At 39.8% G+C, this 21,514-nt stretch carries 16 protein-coding genes; 1 reads left to right on the top strand and 15 read right to left on the bottom strand.

Features of this window, described 5'->3' with window-relative positions:
- Window positions 1-343 precede the first annotated feature (343 nt).
- The 5 genes from prpF to R0J88_RS05250 form a co-directional block, all read right to left on the bottom strand.
- Window positions 344-1,510, bottom strand: coding sequence for a 2-methylaconitate cis-trans isomerase PrpF (gene prpF, locus R0J88_RS05230; protein ID WP_410899316.1), 1,167 nt, complete (start codon window positions 1,508-1,510; stop codon window positions 344-346).
- A gap of 15 nt (window positions 1,511-1,525) precedes the next feature.
- Window positions 1,526-4,132, bottom strand: coding sequence for a Fe/S-dependent 2-methylisocitrate dehydratase AcnD (gene acnD, locus R0J88_RS05235; protein ID WP_039037182.1), 2,607 nt, complete (start codon window positions 4,130-4,132; stop codon window positions 1,526-1,528).
- A gap of 76 nt (window positions 4,133-4,208) precedes the next feature.
- Window positions 4,209-5,336, bottom strand: coding sequence for a 2-methylcitrate synthase (gene prpC, locus R0J88_RS05240; RefSeq protein WP_410899317.1), 1,128 nt, complete (start codon window positions 5,334-5,336; stop codon window positions 4,209-4,211).
- Window positions 5,337-5,382: 46 nt separating this feature from the next.
- Complete coding sequence (gene prpB / locus R0J88_RS05245) at window positions 5,383-6,261, bottom strand: methylisocitrate lyase (protein ID WP_006794390.1); 879 nt, start codon at window positions 6,259-6,261, stop codon at window positions 5,383-5,385.
- 129 nt (window positions 6,262-6,390) lie between these two features.
- Window positions 6,391-7,077, bottom strand: coding sequence for a GntR family transcriptional regulator (locus R0J88_RS05250; protein WP_010556308.1), 687 nt, complete (start codon window positions 7,075-7,077; stop codon window positions 6,391-6,393).
- Window positions 7,078-7,342: 265 nt separating this feature from the next.
- Here R0J88_RS05250 and rsmF point away from each other — a divergent pair, with 265 nt between their 5' ends.
- Window positions 7,343-8,782: a 16S rRNA (cytosine(1407)-C(5))-methyltransferase RsmF gene (rsmF, locus tag R0J88_RS05255; protein ID WP_410899318.1), complete on the top strand. Its 1,440-nt coding sequence runs from the start codon at window positions 7,343-7,345 to the stop codon at window positions 8,780-8,782.
- Between the two features lie 1,354 nt (window positions 8,783-10,136).
- Here rsmF and R0J88_RS05260 read toward each other — a convergent pair.
- The 10 genes from R0J88_RS05260 to R0J88_RS05305 all read right to left on the bottom strand — a co-directional run bounded on the left by R0J88_RS05260 (window position 10,137) and on the right by R0J88_RS05305 (window position 21,514).
- Window positions 10,137-10,844, bottom strand: coding sequence for a VpsP family polysaccharide biosynthesis protein (locus R0J88_RS05260; RefSeq protein ID WP_410899319.1), 708 nt, complete (start codon window positions 10,842-10,844; stop codon window positions 10,137-10,139).
- A complete protein-coding gene (locus R0J88_RS05265) occupies window positions 10,837-11,565 on the bottom strand; it encodes a tyrosine-protein phosphatase (protein WP_410899320.1) in 729 nt (242 codons plus the stop codon). The genes R0J88_RS05260 and R0J88_RS05265 overlap by 8 nt, the downstream gene beginning before the upstream one ends.
- Window positions 11,566-11,577: 12 nt before the next feature.
- Window positions 11,578-13,776, bottom strand: a complete 2,199-nt coding sequence (locus tag R0J88_RS05270) for a GumC family protein (RefSeq protein WP_410899321.1) — start codon at window positions 13,774-13,776, stop codon at window positions 11,578-11,580.
- 22 nt (window positions 13,777-13,798) lie between these two features.
- Window positions 13,799-14,323, bottom strand: coding sequence for a polysaccharide biosynthesis/export family protein (locus R0J88_RS05275; RefSeq protein ID WP_410899322.1), 525 nt, complete (start codon window positions 14,321-14,323; stop codon window positions 13,799-13,801).
- Window positions 14,323-15,537 carry an outer membrane beta-barrel protein gene (locus tag R0J88_RS05280; RefSeq protein WP_410899323.1) on the bottom strand — a complete coding sequence of 405 codons (1,215 nt, stop codon included), beginning with the start codon at window positions 15,535-15,537 and terminating at the stop codon, window positions 14,323-14,325. Before R0J88_RS05280 ends, R0J88_RS05275 begins: the two co-directional genes overlap by 1 nt.
- A complete protein-coding gene (locus R0J88_RS05285) occupies window positions 15,521-16,924 on the bottom strand; it encodes an undecaprenyl-phosphate glucose phosphotransferase (RefSeq protein ID WP_410899324.1) in 1,404 nt (467 codons plus the stop codon). Before R0J88_RS05285 ends, R0J88_RS05280 begins: the two co-directional genes overlap by 17 nt.
- 144 nt (window positions 16,925-17,068) lie before the next feature.
- Window positions 17,069-17,824 (bottom strand): WecB/TagA/CpsF family glycosyltransferase, encoded by a 756-nt coding sequence (locus tag R0J88_RS05290; RefSeq protein WP_410899325.1) that lies wholly within the window; start codon window positions 17,822-17,824, stop codon window positions 17,069-17,071.
- Entirely contained in the window at window positions 17,824-19,017 is a 1,194-nt protein-coding gene (locus R0J88_RS05295) for a glycosyltransferase family 4 protein (RefSeq protein ID WP_410899326.1), read from the bottom strand. The genes R0J88_RS05290 and R0J88_RS05295 overlap by 1 nt, the downstream gene beginning before the upstream one ends.
- A gap of 8 nt (window positions 19,018-19,025) precedes the next feature.
- The gene (locus R0J88_RS05300) at window positions 19,026-20,162 is read right to left on the bottom strand and encodes a DUF6369 family protein (RefSeq protein ID WP_410899327.1); all 1,137 of its coding nucleotides are present in this window, start codon (window positions 20,160-20,162) and stop codon (window positions 19,026-19,028) included.
- Between the two features lie 134 nt (window positions 20,163-20,296).
- Complete coding sequence (locus R0J88_RS05305; protein ID WP_410899328.1) at window positions 20,297-21,514, bottom strand: hypothetical protein; 1,218 nt, start codon at window positions 21,512-21,514, stop codon at window positions 20,297-20,299.

Here is a 21,514-nt window from a genome sequence, read left to right on the forward strand (position 1 = left end):
TAAATTCAATAACCTAGGTTACAGCCACAAAAAACCAACATGTTGGTTTATAATATATCGTGTTTATTGATTGATTATTACATTAAATTTAGTTTGTTAAATTTTTTCTTCAAGTATTTGCGACAGAACATTAAAAATAAATGCAGAACGGAGATAAAGCAACCCAAAAGAACTGAGCTCTTAATTGAAAGCAAACCTTTAGAACTAGAAAAGCCAATCCCTTGTTTTTTATTTATTTTAAAATCCTGCTTAATTGTTACTGCATTATTAATATCGTTACGTTAACCCTAACTGACTATAAGGGTCTTTTAATTTCACAAAGTTAATAATGCAGTAAAAATTATTAAAAGGGAACTCTTACAACCCCTTCCATCAATACTCTGGCGCTTCGGCTCATACTCGCTTTAGTAACTTGCCAGTCTCCATTAATCTTTTTAGCTTCAGCGCCTACTTTTAACGTGCCCGAGGGGTGACCAAAATTCACTTCACTCAATGCGCCACCACCAGCAGCCATATTTACTAACGTACCGTCAATTGCTGCTGCGGTGCCAATTGCAACGGCGGCTGTTCCCATCATGGCATGATGTAATTTACCCATCGACATAGCACGTACTAATAAATTAATACTGCCAGCATCAATGTGTTTACCGCTTGATGCGTTATACGCCACAGGCTTAGCAACAAACGCAACTTTAGGTGTATGCTGGCGTGCTTGTGCTTCATTTATATTAGTAATTAAGCCCATTTTAACAGCGCCATAAGCACGAATTGTTTCAAGCTTTTTAAGCGCAGCGTCATCGTTATTAATGTCGTCTTGCAGCTCAGTGCCGGTATAACAAATATCTTCAGCATTAATAAAAATAGTTGGAATACCCGCATTAATCATCGTCGCCTTTAACGTACCAACATCTGGCACCTCTAAATCGTCAACAACATTACCCGTTGGAAATAAAGCCCCATCCCCATCAGCAGGGTCTACAAACTCAAGCTTTACTTCTGCTGCAGGGAACGTCACGCCGTCAAGCTCAAAGTCACCGGTTTCTTGCACTTCGCCATTAGTCATAGGTACATGCACTAAAATGCTTTTTTTAATATTAGCCTGCCAAACACGCACAATAGCTATGCCATTATCGGGCACACGGTTTTTATCAACTAAACCATTACTAATAGCAAAAGCCCCCACGGCTGAAGTTAAATTACCGCAGTTACCGCTCCAATCAACAAACGCTTTATCAATAGCTACTTGCCCAAACAAGTAATCAACATCTTGATCGGCTTGCTCACTTTTACTTAAAATAACCGTTTTGCTGGTGCTTGATGTTGCACCGCCCATGCCGTCGGTTTGTTTACCATAAGGATCGGGGCTACCAATAACACGAAGCAATAAATTATCGCGCGCCTCACCTGCCACTTGGGCAGGCTTTGGCAAATCGGTTAAATTAAAAAACACACCTTTACTCGTGCCGCCACGCATGTAGGTCGCAGGCACTTTAATTTGTGGTTTAAACATATTTTTAAATCCTTATTACGCGTTTGTCGCTTCTAAAAAGTCTTGAGCAAAACGCTGTAATACACCACCAGCAGCATAAATAGAAAGCTCTTCTTGCGTATCTAATCGGCATTTCATTGCTGCAGTCAGCACTTCACCATTTTTACGGGTGATCACAAGCTCTAAAGTGGCGCCCGGTGCTGGTGCGCCTTTTACATCGTAGCTTTCACTACCATCAAGGTTTAATGTTTTACGTGTCGTGCCTGGTGCAAACTCAAGTGGTAAAACGCCCATACCAATTAAATTAGTACGGTGAATACGCTCAAAGCCTTCAGCAGCTATAACTTCAACACCGGCAAGCCTTACGCCTTTTGCCGCCCAATCGCGCGACGATCCTTGCCCGTAATCAGCACCGGCCACAATAATAAGTGGTTGTTTCCGTTGCATGTAAGTTTCGATTGCTTCCCACATGCGCGTGTTTTCACCCTCTGGCTCTATACGCGCGTAAGACCCCTGCTTAACGTCACCGTTTTCATCAAGTACCATTTCGTTAAGTAATTTAGGGTTAGCAAACGTGGCACGCTGGGCCGTTAAATGGTCGCCACGGTGCGTTGCATACGAGTTAAAGTCTTCTTCAGGCACATTCATTTTAGTGAGGTATTCGCCCGCTGCACTGCTTGCCATAATTGCGTTAGAAGGTGATAAATGATCCGTTGTAATGTTATCGCCCAATACCGCCAAAGCACGCATACCACTCATGGTACGCTCACCAGCAAGTGCTCCTTCCCAATAAGGCGGGCGGCGGATATAGGTACTTTGCGCTCGCCAATCGTAAAGTGGGTCGTTGTCTTCACCGTAATCTACGGTTAAGTCAAACATAGGCTCGTACACTTTTTTAAATTGCTCAGGCTTAACGCTTTGTTGAATTACTGCATCTATTTCTTCATCGGTTGGCCATAAATCTTTAAGGGTTACATCATTACCTTGTTGATCTTGTCCTAAAATATCTTTTTCAATATCAAAACGAATCGTACCCGCAATAGCATAAGCTACAACCAAAGGCGGTGATGCCAAAAAGGCTTGTTTTGCATAAGGGTGAATACGCCCGTCAAAGTTACGATTACCCGAAAGCACAGCCGTTGTGTATAAATCGCGATCTATCACTTCTTTTTGAATAACAGGGTCAAGCGCCCCACTCATACCGTTACAGGTAGTACACGCAAAGCCAACAATACCAAAACCAAGCTGCTCAAGCTCTGGCAATAGGTTTGCGTCTTCAAGGTACGATTGCACGGCTTTAGAGCCCGGCGCTAACGAAGTTTTAACCCAAGGTTTGCGCATTAACCCTTTTGCATTGGCATTACGCGCTAACAAACCTGCAGCTATTACATTGCGCGGGTTGCTAGTATTAGTACAACTGGTAATTGCCGCAATAATACACGCACCGTCTGGCATTAAGCCTTCTTCGTTTTCAACAACGCCCGAAATACCTTCTTTCGCTAAATCGCTGGTTGAAACACGACGATGTGGATTAGAAGGCCCCGCAATATTGCGGCCAACGCTTGATAAATCAAAGGTCAAAACACGCTCGTATTTTGCGGTTTTTAAGCTATCGCTCCAAAGGCCAGCCGTTTTAGCGTAGTTTTCTACAAGGGCTATTTGCTCTTCATCGCGCCCTGTTAAACGTAAATAGTCTATTGTTTTATCGTCGATATAAAACATCGCCGCAGTCGCACCAAATTCTGGCGTCATGTTTGAAATAGTTGCTCTGTCGCCAAGCGTTAGCGCATCGGCGCCTTCGCCGTAAAACTCTAAATAGGTCGATACAACACGCTGCTCGCGTAAAAACTCAGTAATCGCCAACACAATATCGGTAGCGGTAATACCAGGCTGGCGAGTACCCGTAAGCTCTACGCCTACAATATCGGGTAAACGAATGTAAGACGCGCGGCCAAGCATAACGCTTTCAGCTTCAAGCCCGCCTACACCCACTGCAATAACACCTAATGCATCAACATGCGGGGTATGGCTGTCGGTCCCTACAAGCGTATCTGGGAATGCAATGCCATCGCGGTTTTGAATAACAGGCGACATTTTTTCAAGGTTAATTTGATGCATAATGCCGTTACCTGGCGGGATCACATCAATATTTTTAAACGCGGTTTTAGTCCAGTTTATAAAATGAAAACGGTCATCGTTTCGGCGGTCTTCAATGGCACGGTTTTTTTCAAACGCCTCAGGATCAAAGCCTGCATGTTCAACCGCTAACGAATGGTCAACAATTAACTGCGTTGGTACCACAGGATTAACTTTAGAGGGATCGCCACCTTTAGCGGCAATTGCATCGCGCAAGCCTGCTAAATCAACAAGGGCCGTTTGGCCTAAAATATCGTGGCACACCACACGCGCCGGATACCACGGAAAATCTAAATCTTGTTTACGCTCAATTATTTGGCTGAGTGCATCGGTAAGCATGGCAGGGTCGCAGCGGCGTACTAAGTTTTCTGCAAATACACGCGAGCTATAAGGAAGTGTGGCATAAGCGCCTGGTTTAATGGCATCAACAGCGGCTTGGGTATCGTAGTAATCTACATTTGAGCCCGCAAGCGGTTTGCGGTACTGAGTGTTATTAATTATGGTCATAATAAAAATTCGCTAATAAGTGACGGGAAATAAAAAGGCAAAAAGGTGAGCTAGGCTCACCTTAAATGCTAACTAATTAGCCTCTTGATTCAATTGGCGTATAGCTGCGTGCGTCTGGCCCTGTGTAATCTGCACTTGGGCGAATAATACGGTTATTAGCACGTTGTTCTTTTACGTGAGCTGTCCAACCTGTAACGCGGCTCATCACAAATATTGGCGTAAACAACTTAGTGGGAATATCCATAAAGTGATAAGCCGATGCATGGAAAAAATCAGCATTACAAAATAACTTTTTCTCGCGCCACATTACTTCTTCACAACGAACAGAAACCGGGTAAAGCACATCATCGCCCACCTCAGCCGCTAATTTTTCAGACCACTTTTTAATAATTACATTACGCGGGTCCGACTCACGGTAAATAGCATGGCCAAAGCCCATAATTTTATCTTTACGCTCAAGCATACCCATTACTTCTTGCTCAGCATGCTCTGCGCTAGTAAAGCCTTCAATCATGTCCATTGCAGCTTCGTTTGCACCACCATGTAATGGCCCGCGTAACGTACCAATCGCACCCGTTACACACGAATGAATATCAGACAAAGTAGAAGCACACACGCGCCCTGTAAACGTAGAGGCATTAAATTCGTGCTCTGCGTATAAAATAAGCGACACATTCATTACTTGCGCAAACAACTCGCTTGGTGCTTTGTCGTGTAATAACGTTAAAAAGTGTGCGCCTACTGAATCGTCGTCTGTTTGTGGTTCAATACGAACACCATCGTGTGAAAAGCGGTACCAGTAACAAATAATACTTGGGAACACTGCAACCATGCGGTCAATCGCATCGTTTGCTTGGCTGAAATCAAGTTCCATTTCAAGGTTACCCAACATAGAGCAACCTGTACGCATTACATCCATTGGGTGCGCGTCTTTAGGAATATTTTCAAGCACGGTTTTAAGTGCATCTGGCAAGCCACGTAAGCTTTTTAGTTTTGCTTTGTACTCAGCCAACTCGCTAGATGTAGGTAACTCACCGCGTGAAAGTAAAAACGACACTTCTTCAAACTGCGCTTTTTCAGCCAGCTCGCTAATATCGTAACCACAATACGTTAAGCCCGAGCCACTCTGGCCAACTGTACATAATGCCGTTTGGCCTGCTACTTGTCCGCGTAAACCTGCGCCACCTAATGCTTTATCTACCATGATCTTCTCCTATCTTAAATTTGTGTGTTGTCTAATTTAATAATTATTATTTGTCAGATTTTGATGAAAAAAGGTTATCGAGTGTGTTTTCGTATGTGTGGTAATCTAAAAAGTCGTAAAGCTCAGCTCGGGTTTGCATGTTTTCAATTTCGCTTTGTTGCGAGCCTTCATTTAAAATAGCAGAGTAAACGTTTAGTGCCGCTTTATTCATCGCTCTAAACGCACTGAGTGGGTAAAGCACCATTTCAACGCCCACATCACTTAATTGCTCTTTGGTATAAATTGGCGTTTGGCCAAACTCAGTAATGTTAGCCAAAATAGGCACATTTAACGCATTGGCAAATGCTTGGTAATCGGCAAGGTCGTGTACAGCTTCAGCAAAAATAGCATCGGCGCCAGCTTCAACACAGGCTGCTGCGCGGTCAATGGCCGCATTTAAGCCTTCTTTTTGAAACGCATCGGTACGCGCCATAATGTAAAAATCGCTATCGGTTTTGGCATCTACCGCGGCTTTAATACGGTCAACCATTTCGCCTTGGCTTACAATTTCTTTATTTGGGCGATGGCCACAACGCTTTTGCGCCACTTGATCTTCTATATGAAAACCCGCCGCGCCTGCTTTGGTCATTTCTTTAACGGTACGTGCAATGTTAAACGCCCCGCCCCAACCGGTATCTGCATCAACAAGTAAAGGTAAATCGCTTGCACCGGTAATACGGCGAATATCTTCAAGCACGTTGTCTAGGCTAGTCATACCTAAATCAGGCATACCGAAAGAGGCATTAGCAACACCCGCACCCGAAAGGTAAATAGCTTGGTGGCCCATTTTTTCAGCCATCATTGCTGTGTAGGCATTAATAGTGCCCACTACTTGTAAAGGGCGATTATTAGCAATAGCTTGTTTAAATTTATATCCTGCTGACATGTCATTTCCTCTCTTTGAACGGTGGCTACATGGAGTAACTTATATTTTTAATCTTTGTATATGACGCTTTAACTATTTTGCTTAACTTTTAGCTTTTAGCGGCTCATACCAATCTGTATGAGTAAACAGTTATTCAGATTGGTATAAATCAAATTTGGTTTGAATATTCGCTTGCGACGCACTTATATGGCGCTTCATTAGCATTTCGGCCAGTTCGCCGTCGTGGTTTTCAATCGCGTTAATAATGGCTAAGTGTTCGTCAAACGCTTTTGATACACGCGGCCCCACCATGCCCATTTGCACGCGGTACATGCGTATTAATTGATACAGGTCGTTACAAAGCAAATGAATCAAATGCGCGTTTTTACTGCCTTTAATAATGCGATAATGAAAATCTAAATCGCCTGCTTCTTGGTAGTACGACTCGCCTTCTTTAACGCGCTGCGTTTGTAAATGTTGATTAAGCAATTGCTTTAAGCCTTTAATCTCATCAGGCTCCATATTGTCGGCAGCTAAGCGGCACGCCAAGCCCTCGAGCGAGCTGCGTACTTGGTAAACCTCAATTAAACGCTCAGCGGTAAGCGCTACAACACGACAACCTACATTGGCTTTGCGCTCAACTAAATAACAGCTTTCAAGGCGGTTTAGCGCCTCACGCAATGTTGCGCGGCTTACGCCGTAACGCTTTGCAAGCTCAGGCTCCGAAATTTTACTACCTTGGGCAATAGTGCCCTCAACAATCTCACGGCGCATATTTACAAATACCTGATCGGATGCTGTGGTAACGGGCGCTTCGTTTGAAAATGAGTCTGTCATAAGTTATTTTATAGATTGTCGACAATTTGTATCGCCATAATGGGCGCATTAAAAAAACATGTCAACCCTAAAACCCAACATAAAAGCTAAAAAACAGCCTCATTGTCGACACTATTAGTCTAAAGTATGATCAAAATAGTTTATAAATACCTAAAAACCACAAAGTGTCGACAACACCATTTAATTAGGGGGCGCGTTTTTAACACTGAAATTTAGTTATTTAAGTGCTAAAATCGCGCTTTATTTTTAATGTACGAGCTAGCGCGTGAACGCCAATACTTTTATTCCTGAGCACTTTATCGACGACGTAAAAACCTACCTGCCTAATCATTTAAAGTTAGATGACTTTATAAATGCGTGTCGTCGCCCACTCAGAAAATCTATCCGCGTTAATACATTAAAAATAACCGTTGAAGACTTTATTAAAAAAGCGGAGCAAAAAAATTGGCAACTTACGCCAATTCCTTGGTGCAGCGAAGGCTTTTGGCTAGAACGCCCAAGTAATGAAGAACAAAATCTAGCCCTGGGTAATACCGACTTGCATTTAAGCGGCGCCATGTACGTGCAAGAGGCAAGCTCAATGCTGCCGCCTATCGCGCTTAAGCAAAGCATACAAACAAGCAACACAGTGCTTGATATGGCGTCGGCGCCGGGTTCTAAAACATCGCAGCTAGCAGCACTAATGAACAACCAAGGCGTGCTAGTAGCAAACGAGCTCTCGTCGTCGCGTTTAAAAGTATTGAGTGCCACCTTAAAACGTATGGGTGTGGGTAACTGTGCGCTTTCACACTTTGATGGCGTTATATTTGGTAACTACATGTATGAATGTTTCGATAGCATATTGCTAGACGCGCCCTGCTCTGGCGAAGGCACCGTACGTAAAGATGCAGACGCATTAAAAAATTGGTCAATCGAATCAAACATTCAAATAGCCCAAGTACAAAAAGACTTAATAAAAAGCGCATTTTACGCGTTAAAACCCGGCGGCACGCTTGTTTATTCAACCTGTACGCTCACCCCGCTCGAAAACCAGCAAGTATGCGAATATTTGCTTGCTGAATTTGGCGAGTTTATAGCACCCGAGTCGCTTAGCGATTTATTTCCGGGGGCCGATAAAGCAACAACTGCCGAAGGTTATTTGCATGTATGGCCGCAAACCTACGACAGCGAAGGCTTTTTTATTGCTAAGTTTAAAAAGCACGCAAGTTGTAACAACCCAAACCAAACAGTTAAAAAAGGTGCATTCCCGTTTGTTGAGTTTGATAAAAAACCAACAACTGCATTTATGAGCGAGCTTAAAAAACACTTTGGTTTAACAAACTTACCCGGCACATTAATGCAGCGCGACAAAGAACTGTGGTTATTCCCGCAGGGGTTTGATGCAATTCAAAACAAAATTAAATACGCCCGCTTAGGTATTCAAATAGGCATTATTCATAAAAACGGCGTAAGGCTAACCCACGAGTTTGCTACAGTTTTAGGCAATGCGTGTAAAACCAACACGTATGCGTTAAATAGCGAACAAGCAAACGACTACTTTAATGGTAAAGATGTTCGATTAGCCGAGCCTACAAAAGAGCTAGGCGAAGTGGTATTAACTTTATGCGGCTGCCCAATTGGGCTAGGTAAATGGCAAAAAAATAAGATCAAAAACTCACTACCGCGCGATTTAGTGCAAAATACCCAGTTAATAAACTGGGAGTAAACACACGCAAATCACGTATAAAATGTGCACAACAAAGTTAAGTGTTTGTATTAACTGCAGTATAAAAAATGCACTAAAAATATGTAATTTTAAGAGCTTTAGCTATACTTAAAACACTTTCAACTTCTCCCTATGAATTAGAAAGTTTTTAGTTAGCGCAAGGCTCAAAAGAGCCCGTTATAGCCCAGAGTTTCCCTAAATCACTCTGGGCATTTTTTTGTCTACTTAAATACACCAGTGAAATGAAATAGAAATTCACAAAGAGGTTAAGAGACGCTGCGCTTTTACATTTAATTGATTAAAAAAATGATTATGTCACCACCGAGAAGTAAAGGAGAAAACAAGGAGAAGTGACTTAAAGGCTGGTAAATATTTATGGGCTTAACTTTGTTTTTCTCTGTGAAGCGCGCAGCGCCTCAGTGTTCTCGGTGGTCATATTGTTATAAATAACAAGAAGCTGCGCTTCAACGTGAGCAAGCTCAACGTCTACAAAACTAACTTAAACTTTACACCGTAGACGCGCAGCTTGCTGGCGTATAAAAGCAACGCTTTTACATAACTATAAATAAAGCGCCAGCAAGCAAGGCGCCTACAATACATCAGCACCGTACATTACTAAGTGATTATGTCACCACCGAGCAGTGAAGGAGAAAACAAGGAGAAGTGATTAACCATTACTTAAATCTTCTCTGTGTAGCGCGAAGCGACTCGGTGTTCTCGGTGGTAGCAATTCATTTATAAATAACAAGAAGCTTGCTCACGCAAGTTATTAAAAATTAATTAAATATTGCACAAAGAGGCTGAGAGACGCTGCGCTTTAGAGCAGTGATTTAGTGATTAAATAAAAAACAGCATTAATGTCTTAATGTTTTCTCATTTACTTCTCATTCGCTTCTCTTTGTGCAAATGATCTTTTAAAAGAAGCTTCGCTTCTAACGTGAGCAAGCTCAACGTCTACAAAACTAACTTAAACTTTACACCGTAGACGCGCAGCTTGCTGGCGTATAAAAGCAACGCTTTTACATATCTATAAATAAAGCGCCAGCAAGCAAGGCGCCTACAATACATCAGCACCGTACATTACTAAGTGATTATGTCACCACCGAGCAGTGAAGGAGAAAACAAGGAGAAGTGATTAATCATTACTTATGTCTTCTCTGTGTAGCGCGCAGCGCCTCGGTGTTCTCGGTGGTAGCAATTCATTTATAAATAACAAGAAGCTGCGCTTCTAACGTGAGCGAGCTTTACCTCTACAAGTAAATGCAAGCAAATTTCTTTGGGACTCACTAAAGGCTCTAGGTAGTGGGGTTTAAGAGCTAATATCTGACATCTAAAATCCCTTCCCTAACAAAACCTATTTACACTGTTTTTTAAACATCCAGCTGTTTCTGACCGGCTCAAAATGAGCGCCAAATTTAAGAGACAAACATAAAATAGGTAACGCATCTACCTGCTTAGCAATATCGAACGCACGAGAAAACTTATGCCCGTGCTTAGCCGCAAGTTTTAGCTCGTTTACATACAAGGCTTTATATTTTGGAGGGAGTTGTTGCCAGTTCATTAGCGCTATTTCTATAGCGCCTAAATGCACCTCAATTTTATACGGGCCAACAAGCTTAGCTTGTTGAATATAATCGTACACCCGATCGGTTGGGCCATTTTGGTAACTCACTACCTTTGCCAACGCAATCCAGGTTTCGGACCACGTTTCACGAAGGGCTACCGACTTTAATAATAACTGCTCTATTTGTTTGTAACTTGCAGCTATATCATCTGGCTGGTTTGTACTAACCGCTAACTTAAGCAATTTTACATGCGCCATTAACTGCAAATAATGAGGGTGGGTTGGGTCGAGCGAGCTTGCCAAACTTATAGCGTCGTCTGCTAAGTTAAGCTGCTGTATATCAATATTATTACCCGTAATTTCCTGCAGAGTATTTTTTGCATTAAAGTACCACGCATTCGCGCGCATACTTTGTAAACTGGTATAACAAATAGCCAGTGTAATAAGTGTCAACACTAAAACGTTAACGTATTTAAACACCTTACTAGTGCTACTCATTAAATAAAGACGCCGTTAAATTTAGCGGGTTAGTTACAAATAGCGCATGAGCGCTTTCCGCCCCTACTAACTCGGTAACAATACGTTTTGCTTTACTTAAAATAGGCGGCCTGCGCTTAACCGAATGGGCATCGCTTGCAACGTAAGTTACTAAGCCGTTTTTAAGCATATCAACGCTAATAGTTTGTGCTTGTTCGCCCCACTCGCCTTCAATGCTAGAGGCTGTTAACTGAAATTCACAGCCCAATTGCTTTAAGCGCTCTATGTAAAACGGTTTAGCTTGAATATCGCGATTACGTTCAGGGTGCGGAATAATGGTTTTAATATTTTGCTTAGCCAACCAATTAATAAACTTGTCAAACCCTTGCGGCACATGGGAATGCGGTAGCTCAAGTAACACATAATTTGCGCCATTTACATTGCCAATAAACGGTAGCTTTTTGCTCATTACTAACGTCATAAGCTCTACATCGAGCCTAACTTCTGCAGCTACGGCTAGCTGTATATTAATATTGGCATCATGCGCAGCTTGTTTTAATTTAGCTAGGTCGTCGTAAATGTGCGAAGCCGCATTATTAAAGCGGCCTAAATGAATGTGCGGTGTGGCAACCATGTGGGTTATACCATCGGCTTGCGCTATGGTTAAAAGCGCTAAAGACTCAGTTAAGTCTTTAGCACCATCATCAAGCCCAGGTAATATGTGGGAATGTATATCTATCATAATAACCGTTATTTACGACTGTTCAGATTTTTGAGAGTAATCGTAATAGTCGTAGTAGCCATAATTATGCTCTTCTTTCGACTTAGTTATATCTACTTGGTTAACAACAACCCCAGCAATATGCGCCTTAGACTCAAACAAACGCTCAATACCTGCTTTAATCGGTTTAATGCGTGTTAAATCGGCTTTAACTACATAAATAACCGAGTCGGTATTTTGCGAAATAACAAGTGCATCACTCACCGCTTGAGTTGGCGGTGTATCAATAATTATATGGTCGTAAGTCTCTTTTAAGCTTACCAATAACTCATTAAAACGATTGCTCGAAAGCAGCTCTAACGGGTTACCCGGTATTTGCCCACTTGGCATAATAGTCACGCCCGACTGCTCGTCAATATGCGTACATTCGCTTAATTGCTCAGTACCTACAATTAGGTTACTTAATCCTGGATGAAATACCGGTATATCAAAGCGTTTTGCAATACTGGGTTTACGCAAATCAGCGTCAATAAGTAACACTTTGCCCATTTGTGCAAGCGACATAGCTAAATTGGTAGAGGTAGTCGTTTTACCCTCACCTGGCGAGCTTGAGGTAACCGCAATTACTTTGTGCTCGCGGTCTAGCTGGGTTAACAACAAACTGGTACGGAATGTTCGTACCGACTCAGCAAAACGCCTGTAATGTTCGTCAAAATAGGCATGTATACCAAATGTGCTATTTTTAGGCACTTTAACAAATGGCAGTATACCCAACATACGCTGCGCTAGTTTGCTTTCAACGTCGTTTTTATTTTTAACCGTGTCGTTAAGTGCATCAAACACAAAGCTCATAACTACTGCAAAACCAAAGCTTGCTACAAACGCCAAAACTACAATAAGTTTTTTGTTAGGTTTACTTGGATCTTTTGGTGCGTATGCGCGGTCGGTAAAACGTGCTGCTGCCGAGCTAAAGTCGCTAGTTACTTCGGTTTCGCGCGAGCGAGATAAAAACGTATTAAAAATATTACGGTTAGTTTCAACTTCGCGTTTAAGCTGATTGTAGGCGGTTTCTTTACGGGTGATCTCTTGGTATTCGGCACGTATTTTAACTAGATCGGCCTCAAGGGCGCTAACGGTGCGGGTAATACGGTTAAGCTCTTTTTCTATGCCAGTAATAAGGCCTTTAATTTGCTTATTTAAGTTGCTTTTAACGGTAGCAAGCTCTGCCTTTGCCGATATTATTTTAGGGTGCTTAGGGCCATAAACCTCACTAAGCTCACTTACTTTACGCTCTACTAAAATAACTTCTCGTTTTACATCTTGCACAACTTTGTGCGACGTAATTTCAGGCATGCTACCTAAAAGCTCTAAGTTATTATTACCGTATTCGCTTATTACACGGTTAATACTTTGTAGGTTGTTTTTTTCGGTGCGGGCAGTGACTAATTGCTGCGATGTTTGCTCAAGCTCTTGAGTCACTAAACCTGCAATACCTTCAATATCTACTAGCTTTTGCGCTTCACGGTAGGCTTGTAGTTTTTCTTCAGAGTCGTCAAGTTGCACACGCAACTGAAATAAACGCGTATTTAACCAGCTAGACGCTTGCTGAGTAATGCCCATTTTGGCGCGCATTTGGCTTTCTATGTATACTTCGCCCACGGTATTAGCCACTAAAGCGGCAAGCTTTGGGTCGCTCGACTCAAAACTGACTTTCACTAGTTGTGTTTTACGAATCGGCGAAACAGTTAATCTACTTTTAAATGCCTCAAGCAAGCCAAGCATTTGTAAATCTTGTTGCTCTTGCTCAGTAAGTTGTAGCTTTTCGGCTTTATTTAAAAAGGGAAATAACCCTTTTACAAAACCAGTGGCCTCACCAATAAAAGAGGGCTTAGGGATAAAATCGGTATGGGCTTTTAAATCAAGCTTAGTAATTACCTCTCGTGCAATACTGTCAGACTTAATAACCTCAAACTGGGTAAGGTAGTATTCTTTTTTAGATGAGTCGAGCCCGTAAACTTCATCAAAGCTTACTGCTTTGCTTTGCTCGGCCTCTATAAGTAATGTAGCGGTTGCGGTATAACGCGGTATTAGCGTTAACGTTACCATAATAGTTAGCAGCGTAACTACTAATGCAAAGCTTAAAATACGCCATTTATTACGTTTAATAACATTTAAATAAGCGCTTAAATCTATTACTTCTTCGCTTTGTGGGTTTTCGTGTATTTGGTTCATTTATTACTGCCCTAACAATTGCTTAAAACAAGCGCTGTTCTATTTTTATTGTATCGCCCGCTGCAATCTGGCTGTTTAAGCTACCTTTTTGTTGCTGCTGCTTAGTTTGCTCTTTAAATATGTATATTTTATCAAGGGATGCACGCTCGGTTAAACCACCGGCAAGTGCCACGGCTTGGTTTACTGTCATTGCGGGTTGGTACGGGTATGCGCCAGGGCTTTTCACTTCGCCATGTATATAAAATGGACGGTATTCAATAACTTGTGCGTATACGTTTGGGTTTACTAGGTAGTTGGGCTTTAAACCTTGGGTAATTAGGTTTTCAACTTGCGTGGTACTTAAACCAGCCAATTTAATTTTACCTAAAAACGGGTAACTTACTTCTCCGCTGTTACCTAAAAGTGCAGTAACCTCTAGTTCGGGCTGGCCAAATACTTTTATTTCAACCTTGTCGCCCGCACCTAAAACATAATCTTGCGCGGCATGCGCAAGATTACCCATTACTAAATTTATAAATAAACCAGTAATAAAAATACCAAATTTCATTAATTAGCCTTTAGTGCAAATGTAAAGTTAATACCTACAACCATACGGTCAAACTTTAGCGCGTCTTGCGTAGAATCTTTATCTATAAAGTCAACATAAGTCGAAACCATACCAAAACTATTTGTGGTATAACTTACAGCAAAGTTAGCATTACTTGTTTTGTCTTTACGGCCAATTTCGCCTACGTATTTTTCGTCGGTGTACGACAAGCCAGCACTGGTGCTAAGTTGGTCGTTCCAATCGTGTGTCCAGGTTGCACGGTATACACTTTCACGAATGTAATCGCCTTCAACTAGCGGGTCTTTTGCGGCGCGGCTAGTGCTAAAGTCAACAAACGAGTAGCTCAATGGTTGCCACGTAACACCCGCCTCCCAGCTAAGTCCGCTAAAGTTTTCACGCTGCTCTGCGGCAAAATCCTTTTTTTGGTAACCTAATTTAACAGAGCCCGATGTAAGTGCAGTTGCATCCCACTCCATACCAAACAATACTTTTACGTCGTCTGAGTCACGGCTTAAACCATTTGCGTCAATTACATCGTAACGGTAGTCTTCTTGCTTTAACTCTAAAAAGGTACGCGTAGCTGCTTGGGTATTGTAGTAACCAACAATACCTAGGGTGGTTCTGTCGTAATCACGAAATTGCGATATAGCCCTAAAGTTTTGGTATTTTTTATTAAAAAAGCCACCCATTAAAGCCACTTGAGCTTTTGAGCTTTCGGCGCCAAATTCGTAGCGGCCATTTAAGCTTTGTTGTTGGTATTCAACTAATTCGTTTACTGCATCGCCTAGGCCTTCGGTTAAACCGCTACCACGTGGTTCAAACAACCAATCGGCTGTGGCATTAAAGTCAAGCCTGTGTTTACTTGTAAACTCGTTATGGGTTGCAGCGCTTAAATTAACTTGGGTAAAGTTATCGGCGCTGTCTTTATTATGCAAGCTTGTGCTGGTTGCAACATTAAAGTTGTAGTAGTTAACGCCGTCTTCTATTAGTGCGTCAACATTTGGCGCTATAGTCCAAATTAAACGCGACTCTTCGTCGGTTGGGGTACTAAAAAAGTTATCGTTACTGCTAATACCAGTTGTTAAAGTTGGCGTAATTTGTGCGCCATCTTTGGTCATAACACTGCCAGGGTTTAGCTCTGCCATTGCGGGAGTTGCTACTCCCATACCTGCAACTAATAGTAAACCTTTAACGGGGTTAGTAAGCGTTTGCATTTTTAAATCCCTTAAATATTGTTAAAAAAATAATTTTTATGTCAAACCATAACGACCAGTGCTTAATGTAATGTAAATCGTACTCTACACGTTTGGTCATTTTGTTTAAGGTGTCGGTTTCGCCCCGCCACCCATTAATTTGTGCCCAGCCTGTAATACCTGGTTTTGCTTTATGCCTAAACATATAAAAGTCGACCTTTTTACGGTATTCCTCGTTGTGGGCTACCGCATGCGGGCGCGGCCCAACAATCGACATATCGCCTTTTAATACATTTATAAACTGGGGTAACTCGTCTAAACTGGTACGGCGTAAAAAACCACCTAAAGGTGTTACACGCGCATCATTTTTTGTAGCTTGTGTAACAATATTGCTATTTTCGGTCACGCTCATAGAGCGGAATTTCCATACCTTAATTTTTTTACCATCAAGCCCGTAGCGGTCCTGTTTAAATATAACAGGCCCTTTTGACGTTATTTTTACAGCCGCAGCAATAACCACTAAAAGGGGTGAAATAAGTAATAAAATAAGGCTGGCTACTATTATGTCTTCGGTGCGTTTAATAAATTCGTGCGCACCTATAAATGGCGACTCAAACACACTTAATGTGTCTACCTCGCCTACATGCTCTATACGCGCGTGTATTAAGTTAGACAGTAAAAAATCAGGTATTATGTGTACATCTACCGTGGTATCGCCCAATTGCTTTAAAATATCGGCAATGCGCTTTTCGGCTTTTAATGGCAGTGCAATATACAGTATATCGATCTCACCCGCTTTAGCTGCGTCAACAGCCGTTTGTATGCTGCCTTCAACACTATCAATAGCCAATTTATCGCTTAAACGCTCTGGTTTTCGGTCGTCATAAAAACCTTTAAATTTAAAGCCTAGCTCGTCGTTATTATCTATTTCGGTAAATAAATAAGCGCCGCTTTCGGTGGCTCCTACAATTGCAACGTTGCGCAAATTCATACCTAGCTTGCGGCGGTTACGTTTGTATAAAAACACGGTTAAGCGCCACGCATACAAAAACAACGCACTGCATAAAAACCATACACCTAAACCAATGCGCGAATAGGTTTCGGTAAATTTAAACATAAACGAAATTACAAACAGGCATAAAAATGCAATGGTTAACGAACCCCATGCACATAAAACCATGTTTCTAAACTTACCTGCTCGCCACGAGCGATAAGCCGAAAACATTTCGGCGCAATACATGTAAGCTACAGCAACAAAAAGCACCGCAACCAAGTAGGCAGTATTAAAGGTAAATGAATAAATAAGGGAAGAAAGCTGAAACGCTAAAAATAAGCATAACAAATCGAACAAACGATAAAAGTTTGCATCAGAAGAGCCCGAAGGCTTAAACGTCCTTGAAGTAACCACACTAAAGTCCCTCTAGTTTTGTATAAATTTGTAAACATTAAGCAAGCGTTAATATAGAGCATTAATCAGTTATATACAATAAAAAACAATCCAAAAGTTGTATTTTTGAGACTTTTCATTGCAATCAAACAGCCTACCATTTCCTTATCTTAAAACTTTTCTAAGTTTTTCTTTAATTAACAACCAAGCAAATGTTGAGTTTGTAACTAAATAGCGTTTCCACATCCGCCCGGGCTCTTGCAGCACACGGTAAAACCACTCTAAGCCGTATTTTTGCATCCACTGCGGGGCACGGTTAACTTTACCTGCCACCACATCAAAGGTACCGCCGACGCCCATCACAAAATCAACGCCGAGCTTATCTTGCCATTTATTTATAAAGTTCTCTTTTTTAGGAGAAGTAATTGCTACAAACAGCAGTTTTGCACCCGATTCACGAATTTTATTCACTACCGCTTCTTCATCTTCCCCCTCTTTATTGCCAAAGAAGTAGCCATCGTTATAGCCCGCAATCGTCAGGTTAGGATATAACCCTTGAACCTTTTCGGCCGTTGTCGTAACCACCTCTTCGGTTGCACCAAGTAAAAATACTGGAAACTCGCGCTTGGCACTCATTTTTAGTAATTCATGGAACAAATCGACACCGGCTACACGCTCTGGCACATCGTGGCCTAACAAGCGCGCACCAAATACCACACCCATGCCATCAATATTAATCACCTCACAGGCGTTAACAGACTCAGCAAGCAATGGGTCTTTTTGCATGTTGACAATTTTGGCAACATTGACGACTACATGCTGCAAAAACTGCCCTTGTTCAACACGCTGCTCAATAAAAGAGACCGTTTCTCCCATAGTTGCGATATCCATGGGCGACTTTAAAAATTCAATACGTTTCATTATTTATCACTACTTTTAACTAGATCTGAGTAAATAGCCTTATAAAGTTTAGCATTGCTATTCCAGCTTTTATCCTTACGAACCATGCTAGCACCGTTAATCATAACTTTTTGATAAACTGAAAAGTCCAAGTGAATTTTCTCTAATTTATCTCTTAGTAAGAAGGGAGAATCTGCAGGTATTACAACACCTGTTTCATTATCTGTTACGATTTCTGTCATACCAAGCACATCACTGGTAATAACAAGTTTTTTGTAAGCCATAGCTTCTAAGGGTTTAAGTGGTGTAACTGAGTGTGCTACAGGTTCATTACGCCTGTAATTTATAATTATATCTATTTTTTTATATAGGTTCGGGATTGAATCAGGAGATATTTTTCCTAAAAATTCAACATTAGATAAGTCATAGGACTTAGCCATAAATTTTAATTTTTCTAATGACTTACCATCACCTACAACAAGAAAGTTAAATTTATCTTTGTCAATTTCTTTAAGAGACTCTAATACAAACTCAATACCTTCCAACTCAATAACAGACCCTATATAGGCCATTGTTAACGTATCCTTTTTCGAAGGCACTTCATACATATCCCCAACATTAAGAACATCATCGTCAACAGCATTCGGTACTATAGTTATCAACTGATTAAAAGTAGAATACTTTTCTTCGAGGCCTCTACTTATCACAACTAGATGATCTGCTAATTTACTTGCTAATTGCTCCAACTTTCCAAGTATAAATTTTGTGAATTTATTAGCAGTAAAATTTGAATTTACACTCCAATCACTTCGAATTTCATAGACATGTTTAACTCCTAATAATCTACTGACCAGATAAGCAGGAAAAGCACAGAAAAACATAGCATGTGAGTGTATTAAAGAAATATTCTCTGCCTTTGCGACATCATATAATTGCTTCGTAAATCTAAAAATGCTAAAAAACTTTCTTAATCTAGTATAGAAACCTTTTGTTTTTGCCAGTGTAAATGAGTCATCATTTATGTAAGTTCGGTAATATTTAACTTCATCTATTACTTCTGTTTGATTTAACTGATCGCACCCCACCTGAAATGGGCTTGTTATCACTATAGGAGTTAAACCAATGTTTTTCTGTGACTTAATTATTGCACGACTCCTCGTGCTTGAACCTGATACATTTGGGTGTGATTGGTATAGAACGTGTAATACTTTCATAATTGAACCTATTTTTTTACAGCTAAGCAGTTAATAAAATACAAACCTAATAGTAATCCAATAGAGCTCGCTTGATATGGAATTGAATATACTAGCATAAGCAATGTAATAAAAATTATAAGTACCATTTTTAAAATGTTAGGACTGTGATAGTTAGCCATTTTAAATGCTCTAATAAAGTATAAGTAATACACGAATACTAACGGAATAGAAAAAAAACCTAACTTTGCATATAAAGTTAAAAAAGTTATATCTATAAAGTTATTGACAGGATCGATTGTAACATCTCTGTATTCAAACCAAGGAATTTCAAAAACTGTTCCAAACCCCCCTCCTATTAAATAATTTTTGAGTGAAAAAGAATCTAATAAAAGAAAAAATGGTTCATAACGAATATATAAATGATCGAAAATTATACTTGGCGAAATATTCAACAATCTATCTATCAGTTGATATTCACTTGCTGAAAAATATGTTATTAGAACAAAGCTTAATGTGGTAATTGTAAAAATATGCCTAATAATAAACCGATAATTTAGCACAAGAAGCACAATCAAACTCGCTAATATCAAAACTCTTGAGCCTGCAAATACGACACAAAAGAATGTTAAAATCAATGTCAAATAATAAAGTTTGCATTTTTCTGAAACAAACAACGAGCTAAATGAAAAGTACACTAATGATATGTACGTTGAAATATCAAAATAACGAAAAGAGTTATTCAAATAATACTGGTCTTCAAATGTAAAAAAGCCTAAATAAAGCAATGTAAAGTAAACAATATTTGATAAACTTGAAATAATAATAAAGAAAAACACTTTGTTTTTGGTTAAACCTCCAAAATAATAAAAAAAATAAAACAAGATGTAACATTCTACAGTGAATATAATCAACCTGAAATCTCTTATATAATATTTATCCACTTCAAAGTAAGAGCCAACCAATGAATATAAGACAAGTAGTGCAATCAAATATAAAAAAGGCGACCGATAAAAATTGGCACCATGTAAAAAGTTATTTTTAATTAAAACCAAAAAAGCCATTAAAAAGAAAAAATCATATACATACAAGCCATACTGATAAAATAAGGAAGCAAATGCATTTGAAAATGGGAAACATAAAATAATAACGAAAAAAGGAACCATGAACAGTCTGTATAAGAAACGATTAACCCCTAAACAACAAAAAAAGCTACTCAATATATAGTACATCAACTTACCAAAACCCCACAATTAATTGAAATTAACAATCCTCAGTTGAAATAATAGTTAGAATTATATTAACTAAGGGCTGTAAACCTCTGCCTCTTTATTGCTATATAAATGGAAGCACTTCTAAAAACCCAAATAAAAGATAGCAAATAAATTATCAAATTCACTGAAACTACATCTTTGATTAAAAGATAATAACTACATAAAACCATAAGAAAGAGAGTAACAACATTTAGTTTGATAATATTTCTTGAACTAACAAGAGCCCCTGAAAGCGCGGAAAAATAGCTATACAATAATTTAGTTATACCAAGAAAAAAATATGGTAATGAATCAGTAATATCAACATTTAATGCTCCTAACCATACACTGTACAAGCCTAGAATATTAAAAAACAAAACAAAAAGACAAACAGTAAACACTAAGGAAATAGATAATTTAATTGCAAAAAAAATATCGCGTTTAAAAATTTCACTTGTGCATTTCACTTTATAGGAAACTAGTTTTTTAAAACCAATATAATTTGCTAAAAGAACAAATGGAAAAACAAAAACAGTTAGGTTGTAAAAGTAGGTGCCTAGCTGTTCAAGACCTATCATTGATTCTATAAGAAACCTATCACCATAACCAAGCAGTGTCATTAATCCAATATTGATAAGCGAACCAACCGAAAATAACACAACAGCTTTTTTGTCCTCCCATTTAATGAATTTGATATTACTGAACTTTGTAAATAATAATAAAGTCATACAGGTTAAAGTAAAAAGAAGAGAAAAAAGCTTAAGAAATTCATCTATAGCTAAATCAATAAAAAGCGTACATAATGTTAATATGAAAAAAATTACTTTCCATAAATTTGTATATAAAAGAGAAAGTGAAAAATCACCTCTTAGTCTTAGGTAGTTATACATCACCATTGAATATATCGAACAAATAGTAACAAGGTATACAATATAAGTATCAACCACTAGGCCAACCCAAGCTAAACCCTGATAAATTGATAAAACAAAACCGCAGAATAATGACCCCGCAAGAAATATAACAGAGTACGTATCAAATGATACTGAATCAGATATACGAGCAAATCGATTTAAAACCTGCTCTGCTCCCATAGCACCAAATGAAAATACAACTGAGACAAAAGTTACCAAAATAGCATATACACCATAATCAGTTGGTGTAAAAACTCCTTTAAGAACAATATTTGCTCCAAAAAGAGATAAGGCACCGAGGATATTTATCCCTAGTACCTTATTCTTTAGGAAAATATGAAAATAATTTTTCAT

Origin of the sequence: Pseudoalteromonas sp. SIMBA_162 (assembly GCF_046535955.1) — a bacterium.
GTDB classification, from domain to species: Bacteria; Pseudomonadota; Gammaproteobacteria; order Enterobacterales; family Alteromonadaceae; genus Pseudoalteromonas; species Pseudoalteromonas marina.